At 44.3% G+C, this 8,441-nt stretch carries 6 protein-coding genes and 1 tRNA gene; 2 read left to right on the top strand and 5 right to left on the bottom strand.

The features are described from left to right. Positions 1-33: 33 nt before the first annotated feature. From ggpS to IQ257_RS27925, 3 genes are all read right to left on the bottom strand, one after another. Positions 34-1,545 carry a glucosylglycerol-phosphate synthase gene (gene ggpS / locus IQ257_RS27935; RefSeq protein ID WP_193881461.1) on the bottom strand — a complete coding sequence of 504 codons (1,512 nt, stop codon included), beginning with the start codon at positions 1,543-1,545 and terminating at the stop codon, positions 34-36. A gap of 843 nt (positions 1,546-2,388) precedes the next feature. Beyond that, positions 2,389-3,066, bottom strand: a complete 678-nt coding sequence (locus IQ257_RS27930; protein ID WP_193881458.1) for a response regulator — start codon at positions 3,064-3,066, stop codon at positions 2,389-2,391. A 219-nt stretch (positions 3,067-3,285) separates the two neighbouring features. Further along, positions 3,286-3,372: transfer RNA gene (locus tag IQ257_RS27925), tRNA-Ser, on the bottom strand. A gap of 623 nt (positions 3,373-3,995) precedes the next feature. Between IQ257_RS27925 and IQ257_RS27920 the strand changes: the two genes are divergently transcribed. Further along, complete coding sequence (locus IQ257_RS27920; protein ID WP_193881454.1) at positions 3,996-4,334, top strand: hypothetical protein; 339 nt, start codon at positions 3,996-3,998, stop codon at positions 4,332-4,334. Next, positions 4,291-4,665, top strand: coding sequence for a HEPN domain-containing protein (locus IQ257_RS27915; protein WP_193881451.1), 375 nt, complete (start codon positions 4,291-4,293; stop codon positions 4,663-4,665). Before IQ257_RS27920 ends, IQ257_RS27915 begins: the two co-directional genes overlap by 44 nt. Positions 4,666-4,696: 31 nt before the next feature. Here the strand turns inward: IQ257_RS27915 and IQ257_RS27910 are convergent, their stop codons facing one another. Together IQ257_RS27910 and glyQ are read right to left on the bottom strand one after the other, a co-directional pair. Beyond that, a complete protein-coding gene (locus tag IQ257_RS27910) occupies positions 4,697-7,057 on the bottom strand; it encodes a ComEC/Rec2 family competence protein (RefSeq protein WP_193881448.1) in 2,361 nt (786 codons plus the stop codon). 218 nt (positions 7,058-7,275) lie between these two features. Then, positions 7,276-8,169, bottom strand: coding sequence for a glycine--tRNA ligase subunit alpha (glyQ, locus tag IQ257_RS27905; RefSeq protein WP_193881445.1), 894 nt, complete (start codon positions 8,167-8,169; stop codon positions 7,276-7,278). Positions 8,170-8,441 lie beyond the last annotated feature (272 nt).

The raw sequence follows: 8,441 nt of genomic DNA, 5'->3' as shown, positions 1-8,441 counted from the left end.
CTGCACCTCTGCTCCCCCACTCCCCATCTCCCCCTAAACGGGCAGTGCTTCTTTCTTCTGAACTGCCTCACCCGATTTGATGCGTTCAAACAACTCCAACAGGTGGTCAGCCCAGTACTGAACATCGTAGTGGGTCACGGTTTCGTACATTTTTGCCATCTGTTCCTTTTGTTCTTCGGCAGGCATCGCTAGTGCCCGATCAATTGCCTCATCCATGCGATCAATGGAATAGGGATTGGTGAGAATGGCTTCTGGCAGCTCTACTGCCGCTCCGACAAACTCTGAAAGGATCAAGGCACCATCTTGTCCTTCATGAGCAATGATATATTCCTTGGCAACCAGGTTGAGACCATCCCGTAGAGGAGTCGTCCAACAGATATCTGCCGCTTTGTAATAACAAACCAAGTCAGATAAAGGCACTGGCTGGGTGAACAGCATAATGGGTAGCCAGTCAAATTTGGCAAACCGTCCGTTAATTTTCCCAGCTAACTGCTCAATTTGGGTTTGAGCGTTTTTGTAAACCCGCATCCCGGCAGCGGCGGCAGCGGAAGTAACAACCATGTTAATTTTGCCATGCAAGTCAGGACGGCGCTCTAAAAGGCGTCCGTAAGCTTCTAGCTTCTCCCGTGTTCCTTTAACATAATCAACTCTGCCAGCAGAAATAATCAACTTGCGCCCTTCAAAACTCTTTCGGATTTCAGCCAGCCGCTTTTGAGTTTCTGGTTGGTGCAGCATGGAGAGAACTTGTTGGGGATTTGCCCCTACAGGTAAAGCATCAATGTTAACTAACTGACCCTTGTATCGAAGCTGAGTGGTCATTTCGGGTTCAGCTAGGGCGGTTCCCACAGGCGTAATGTGGTCTGGTACAGGTTCTTTCTTGACTATTTCAACCTTGCGCAGACTGCGGGCAACATTGACAAAATTCTCTGAATAGCGGGGAATGTGAAAGCCGACGATATCGCAGGACAGCAAACTATCTACAATTTCTTCTCGCCAAGGCAGGATGTTGAAAATATCTACGGAGGGGAAGGGAGTGTGGTGGAAGAAGGCAATTTTAGCCTTCGGCTTCATCTGCCGGATGTAATAAGGAGCCAGCCACAGGTTGTAGTCATGCACCCAAATCAGGGCATCATCGGCAGCTTCATCACAGGCAGCCTCGGCAAACAAGCGGTTAATCGTGTGAAAGTTTTCCCAATCGGAAGTCTCGTAGGTGAAGTGATAGGGAAATGAATGCAGAATGGGCCAGATCGCTTCTTTTGATGTGATGTGATAGAAGTGTTTGACCTGCTCGGCTTTCAGAGGAATCCGTCGGACGTTGTAGTTGCCCTCACCTTCAACAACGATTCGTTGTTCAAAATTGCTTTGCTGTTTGGCATTCACCTGCTTCCAGGCAATCCAAGTTCCCTGATTAACACCGGCAAAAAAGCTTTTCAGGGTTGGCACAATTCCATTCGGACTTTTCTTGGGTCGGTAATGGACTTTACCATTTTCCACGACCTCATCGTAAGGTTCGCGGTGGTACAGGATAACGAGGGAAGATTTCATGCAACTACCTCCAGGCGCTTGTCGTAAATGTTTGATCTATCCCCAATCCAGTCTTACTGGAATTTAGGGAAAGTGATAGACATTGCCTATCGTTGGGTTTAAGGATGGATGATCGGCTAACCTTCTAGCTTTAAGGTGCAGTGAGAAGTTTCGTGTTGACAGCAGTTCTAAAAATGAACGATACACAGTCGGTTCAGCAACCGACTCCAAGGAATGTGTTTCGCACACAGTTTTTACCGCCCCACTCCGGTCTCTGACCGTGCAGCTAAAGCTACAGCAGTCGGTAAGAGTTTCCCGAAGTAGGGAGTTTTAACGATAAGACTTGACAACCTCAAAATTCAACAACAACCTGATAACACGAGGGCGGTAATTCACCGTATGTTATGAATGAAAGAAGGAGCGTGGTTATAGCTTGCTCTACTATTCCAGCCAAGAGAAAGCGCTGGTAAATGAGACATTATACCTGAGAAATTCAGGCTAACAAAGCTGTCATTATTTTCCCTTCTGCTTGAAGAAGCAGGGGCAGTAGAATACAAGTGGCTTGTTTATAAAGACCTGACGCCCTTAATTTTGACGGGATTTTGCCATCTATTTTTTGACTAACTACAAGATGAATTCAGCTCTTATGAATGAGGATTCCTACTCTATGCAGGCTCCTTATATAGAGCAATCATCTGTTGCTATACTACTACAAAACTATAAAAAAGTATAACTTTCTCGAAAATTTCTAGAATCTTTCTCATACAAACCCCTATAAAGAAGGAACTAGTAACACCAGATCCAGGTTCCTTACCCGCCTTTTCAAGTTTTGATTGAAACCCTGTAGAGATGTTATATGCGTCTCTACACCAACCCAGAACGCAGTGCCACAACTGCTGCCTGAACTCGGTCATCAACCGATAATTTATTCATGATTCCCCGGACATGGGTTTTTACGGTATTGGCACTCAGATAAAGTTCTGAGGCAATCTCCGGATTACTTTTGCCTTCGACAATTAGTTTTAAGACTTCCAACTCCCGTTGTGACAAATTAGCAACATTGCCAATGGGGGTAGGGGGCGAAAGATGTCGAAGTACTTGGCGACCAATCTGCGGGTCGAGATAAATGCCGCCTTCCGCCGCTGCGGTGATCGCTTGGAGCAACCGATCTACACTCGCTCCTTTAATGCAGTAGGCATCCGCACCGCTAGAAAGTGAAGCTATAATTTCCTGTTCGCTTGTATGGGAAGTCAGCATTACTACTCTGACATGGGGAAGTGCCGCTTTGATTTGCTGAGTAGCGGCGATACCGTCTAAGCGCGGCAAGCCAATATCCATCACGACGATATCGGGATTGCACTTTTTTGCCGTTTCCACGCCCATATAACCATCTTCAGCCTGTCCCACAATCGTAATTTGAGGGTGAGCGGTTAGCGACTGTTCTAAACCCAATTGCATCATGGGGTCATCTTCCACAATCAAAACCCGCAAGGGGGTAGAATTTGTCAGTGAATCTGGAGGGAGTGAAGTTTCAGATGGCATGATTCTTAAACAAAAGGCAATGCGATCGCATCATCGTATTCTACAAACATCCAGCCGCTGGGAGATATAACCTTTAAAAAAGCTGAGTTCAAAACCCGTATTCTTGAATTTATTAACTATTTCAATCACACTATGGCTAAACCATTTAAGTGAACTTACAAGGGTAAGGCATTGGCTGCATAATGGCAGACAGACTTCTGCCAAGGTCTACCAGGGGAACGGAGAGGGGGGGATTCGAACCCCCGATGGCTGTGACCCCATAACAGATTTCGAGTCTGCCGCATTCAACCGCTCTGCCACCTCTCCAAGTATCGTGTCTGCTGCTCTAACTATCTTAACTCTCTAGCTAACTTACTAGCTTGAGTGACGCTTGCAGTGTTAACCCTATCCAACTAACTTATCAAAGTTAACATATTAACGCAGTTAGTACCGAGATACAAGCTTAGAACCCTATTATTCGATAGGAGCTTCGTGAAAGTAATGCAATGCGGCGGCAGAATCGCGAATACTGCCACTGAAGGTATCAAAATCACTATTGCTACAAGCACGTTTACCTTAAAACAGTTTAAGGTTCATTTTGTGGAAATATTAAGGCTTTCAATAATATTTTAAAAGCTGATTCTCAAATTGCAGTTAACGATAAGACCATTAGTTACAATCAAATAGCAGTAGATTATGAAGTTCAAGTTAGTGAATTAGAAGAGCAGCGTTTTTTTCATTTAAAATTTAATTACAACTTGGAAAACAACGTTGAAGACAATTTAAGTGAGTACAGTCGGTTACTGAGAAATATTAGAACAATTATTTCTCAAATTTCCGTACAGTCTGTTAACTGTCTTTGGGATGATCTTTCTCTTTATTACTCTACAAAAGCCTATCCTCTCATACATGAAATAGAAAATTGTATGCGGAAGTTAATCACAAAATTTATGATTACAAATGTAGGGATAAATTGGGAAACCGAAACTTCTCCTCAAGAAATTAAGTTAATAACTGCTAACTCTAAAAAAACTCGACCCAGACAAGCTCCTAATAATTTTTTGTACGACATAGATTTTATCCACTTGTCCGATTTCTTATTTAAAGCCTATTATAAGCACGGCATAGAAGGTTTATTTGAGAAAATTAAAAAAGCTAAAACCTTTGAAGAGCTAAACCTTGACGAACTGAAAAACTTTATTCCTAAATCAAATTGGCAAAGATATTTTTCAGTATTAGTTGATTATGAAGACACTCAGCTACAAAAAAAAATGGGAAGAACTCTATAAATTTCGGTGTCAAATCGCTCACAATAGCCAAATCACAAAAGATGACTATGACAAAATAAAAACTCTTGTTAACGAGCTAAAAACTAAACTACAAGTAGCAATTGATAGACTTGATCAAATTGAGGTGTCAGATGAAGAAAAAGAAACTATTGCCGAAAATGTTAGCGTTAACGATGAAATAAGAAAAGTGCGGGTAGCTAATACTCTAAGAACAATAAAAGCTGAAGCTTTAAAAGCGGCAGTAAGAATAGATCCAACAGTTAGCCTTGCACTCGCTGTACTCGAAGGCTGGCAATCAGTAAGTAAAAATCCAGATTCTAGTGGTAAGTAAATTTTAGCTACACTCTCCTTGAACAGCTATTTTACAACAGAGGCGCATCGTTGCGGTTTGCCTGCAAAGTTGTTTCAAACCCTCCATCTGGCGTCCACTGGATAGCCCCATCACGTCCCGTCCAATATAGAGGAATTTTAGCCTTTTCCAGGAGTTTAGCCGCTTGTAAATCCACAGTATCAGATGAAGCGATCGCAACTTCCGGTTTGAGAAACTCCAAAAACTCTGGCGTTAGTGGTTGACCTGCCCACCACAGGACTTGCGTCTGGGGGAGGTTCCCGGTTGCCGCTAATTTCTGCTGGATTTCTGGCTTAATTTCTTCTACCAGTAACCACCTCCGATCCTGTACTTGTAGCTGTACGATTGGGGGTTCGGCGTTGATTAATTTAATCGCTGTAGCGCCAACGGCTAATCGTTGACCACTCGACACCACTTCGTAAGTTCCCTGTTGGGATTGAACAGCAGCAGCAATGGCTCCCGTGTCAGCCAAGGATTGTTGCTGCGTAGTGGCAACTTCCCCAATTGGACGTGGAGCGCAATCGTAAAATCGTCTAATCAGTAAACTTTCCAAAATCGGAACCCAACCACTTCTGAGGCGAGGTTCTGAATCGAGAGCGATCGCTGAATCAATTTGATTAACCCCCTGCTTGTGCAGAAAAGGTAGTACGGTGAAACTGGCTGTATCGGCTTCCCCACTATTAACCAATGTAACTCGACCTCGGTCTTGAACCACCAAAACTTGTTCTCGATCCGCTCCTAAAATCGTTACTTGAAACTGTTCTATCCTAGTTTGCCAAGTGGGAATTACCACAATCATCAAAGCTACTATACCCGCCAGCCACCACTTCTGCCGCACTTTCCAGCTAATACAACTCAGACTAATCAGTCCATACAAGAGTAACAGTTGCACCAGAGAAATTGTGCCAACTGCCACCGAATTTCCTGGCAAACCATTAAAAAACTGTACCAGTCCGATTAATAACTGAACGGGATAATAGAGTAACCAAGCTAGGGCGCTACCTACTGCTGGCGAGATTAATGCGGCAAAAGCACTGATGAAACTACCGATACTGATTAGAGCAATTAACGGAGCGCTCAAGATATTGGCAGCTATGCTGTAGGGTGCCAGTATGCTAAAGACGTAAAGTTGTAGGGGTAACGTCCATAAAGAAGCAGCTAGAGGAATCGCAATTGCAGAACCAATCGCAGAAGGCAACCAATCCAATTGCTTCATCAAGGGTGGTACTGTAACTAGCAATCCCAGCGTTGCTAAAAAGCTTAATTGAAACCCCAAATCCCAAATCCAAAGGGGATTAAAAACTAATAAAATAGTAGCTGCTAATAACAGCGAACCCAACGGTTTGACTTTACGCTGCGTTACAAGCGCCACTAAAGCCCCAAAGCCCATAACTGCCGCTCGCATTACAGAAGGCTGCAATCCAGTTAAGCCAACAAAAACGATTAGGGCAATAGTGCCAAAAATTAACTGTGCTTTGGCTGAAAGACGTTTAGTCAGCATCAGTACTAAGCCAAGAATCAACGCGGTTTGAGTTCCAGATGCAGCTAAGGCATGGGCTAATCCAGCCCCAACAAACTGATCCCGAACGTTGTAGGGAATATCAACAGCTTGATTCCCTAAAACCATGGAACTCACCAGTTGCCCAGCAGGACTTCCTAGTTGACTAACTTGAGCGCGAACAATACGCTGCCGCAGCCTCCACCATTGCCAAGACGCTTGCTGCCCTTCATCCAAAAGAGTGACTTGACGACCGCTTAACCCAGCAAAAACTCCCTCTTTTGCCAAATAAGCTTCAAAATCAAAAGCACCTGGATTTGCTGCTGGCTTGGGTTTGTACAAAACTCCGGTGACAGCAACCATTTCATCTGGAAACAGACCTGTTGCTTGAAGCAGAGGAACCGTCACGTACAATTTACCCGTCACTCCCTGACTGATAGCCCCCGTGCTGTTACTGCTTTGAACCTCGTTTAACTGGGTCACCTCTAACCAAAATTGCCCCTTTGAGGAGCGCGTGAGGCGGGGTACAGTCTCAACTTTGCCCTGTACCATAACCACTTGCCCCTGCACTGTACCCTGATCTGAGGCAACAAACTTGCTGATATCATTTGATGCAGGTTGTGGTATCCTGACTTGGAAATAAGCGATCGCTAAAATACCAACAACTCCAGCCGCTAACCACAATCTCGCTTTGGGTCCCGTTCGCCACACCTGGGGAATTGCGATCGCCGCTAGTATTCCTAACCCCCCTATTCCACCCATTAACAGACCGTATTCCTGCCAAGAAATATCACGAGTGGGTAAGCCTACCATTGCGGTAGACAATAGGGCAAGAATATAAGCCAAACTCAGTATTGCACCACTGGCAGGATTCATTAGATTGCCAAACCTAGCTTTGCTTTCAATCCAAAACGGCGTGAAGAAATAGCAGGACAAAGGTGTACTGCCCAAATGAGCATAAACGGTTTTCAGCGTAGCTTTGTTCCTTGCCTGCCCTCTTATGATTATTCCCAGGTTGTTAACACAGGTAGCAGAAGGGTAAAACTTTGCAGTTCTTGGAGGTAAGTCCTGGCTATCTGGAAGTTAGGGAAATGTCACGTTGGTAGTTTCTCTGACTGGTAAGACTTATCAAGGGGAAATCCCAAAGCTTCTCGCTGCCGCAAGTAAACTTTAGCCACCGTCCTTGCCAAATTACGGATTCTGCCAATGTAGCGTGTCCGCTCTGTAACCGAAATAACTCCCCTAGCATCCAATAAATTAAAAGTGTGGGAACACTTCAAAATGTAGTCTAGTGTGGGTATGACTAGTCCCCTATCTATAAGTTGTTGTGCTTCTTGTTCATAGAGACCAAAAAGGGTGAACAACAAATCCGGGTTAGATGCCTGAAAGTTATAGGTACATTGTTCAACTTCCCCCTGAAGATGAACATCCCCGTAGTTAACGCGGTCATTCCATTGAATTTTGGTAAAGGCATCTACGTTTTGGAGATACATGACCAATCGTTCCAAACCGTAAGTAATTTCAATGGAGACGGGATGGCAATCAATACCTCCACATTGTTGGAAGTAGGTGAATTGGGTGATTTCCATGCCATCCAACCACACTTCCCATCCAACACCCCATGCTCCAAGAGTTGGAGCCTCCCAATTGTCTTCTACAAATCGAATATCGTGATCTTCAGGATGAATACCTAAAGCCTTAAGGGAATCTAAGTAAATCTCCTGGATGTTGGGAGGCGAGGGTTTGATCAAAACTTGGTATTGGTAATAGTGCTGATAGCGATTGGGGTTTTCGCCGTAACGTCCATCTGTTGGTCGTCGGCAAGGTTCAACATAAGCAACTGACCACGGTTCTGGTCCAATTGCTCTTAAAAAGGTATGGGGATTCATCGTACCTGCCCCTTTTTCTGTATCGTAGGGCTGGACAATTAGGCAACCGCGTTCAGCCCAGAATTGATGTAATGCAGCAATCACTGACTGAAAATTCACAAAATTCCTCCGCTCAATCCTGCTCAAAACCTATCATTCATTCTGACATTTTGGTGCAAATGCCATGTCATTACTGGGATTGATGCTTTTAAAAAAAAGATAGTCAAAAAGGTTGACAGTGGCGAATAAAGGGGCTAAGTTAGTGAATGCGCTTGTAACGGCACTCGAGCCGCACCAAGCGCCCGAACCTAGACAAAACAATAGTTTGAAAGCATAACCTGTATTTAACTCGTCAAAATTACTACAGGTCAACTGATAAGTCGATTAGGCAA

Source organism: Coleofasciculus sp. LEGE 07092 (assembly GCF_015207375.1).
In the GTDB taxonomy this organism is placed as follows: Bacteria; Cyanobacteriota; Cyanobacteriia; order Cyanobacteriales; family Coleofasciculaceae; genus LEGE-07092.
This window is presented reverse-complemented; position numbering and strand designations above follow the sequence as displayed.

Excerpts from the sequence above, each read along its gene's own strand:
- ggpS (WP_193881461.1), bottom strand. The coding sequence starts at position 1,545 with ATGAAATCTTCCCTCGTTATCCTGTACCACCGCGAACCTTACGATGAG.
- IQ257_RS27930 (WP_193881458.1), bottom strand. The coding sequence starts at position 3,066 with ATGCCATCTGAAACTTCACTCCCTCCAGATTCACTGACAAATTCTACC.
- IQ257_RS27920 (WP_193881454.1), top strand. The coding sequence starts at position 3,996 with ATGATTACAAATGTAGGGATAAATTGGGAAACCGAAACTTCTCCTCAA.
- IQ257_RS27915 (WP_193881451.1), top strand. The coding sequence starts at position 4,291 with ATGAAGACACTCAGCTACAAAAAAAAATGGGAAGAACTCTATAAATTT.
- IQ257_RS27910 (WP_193881448.1), bottom strand. The coding sequence starts at position 7,057 with ATGAATCCTGCCAGTGGTGCAATACTGAGTTTGGCTTATATTCTTGCC.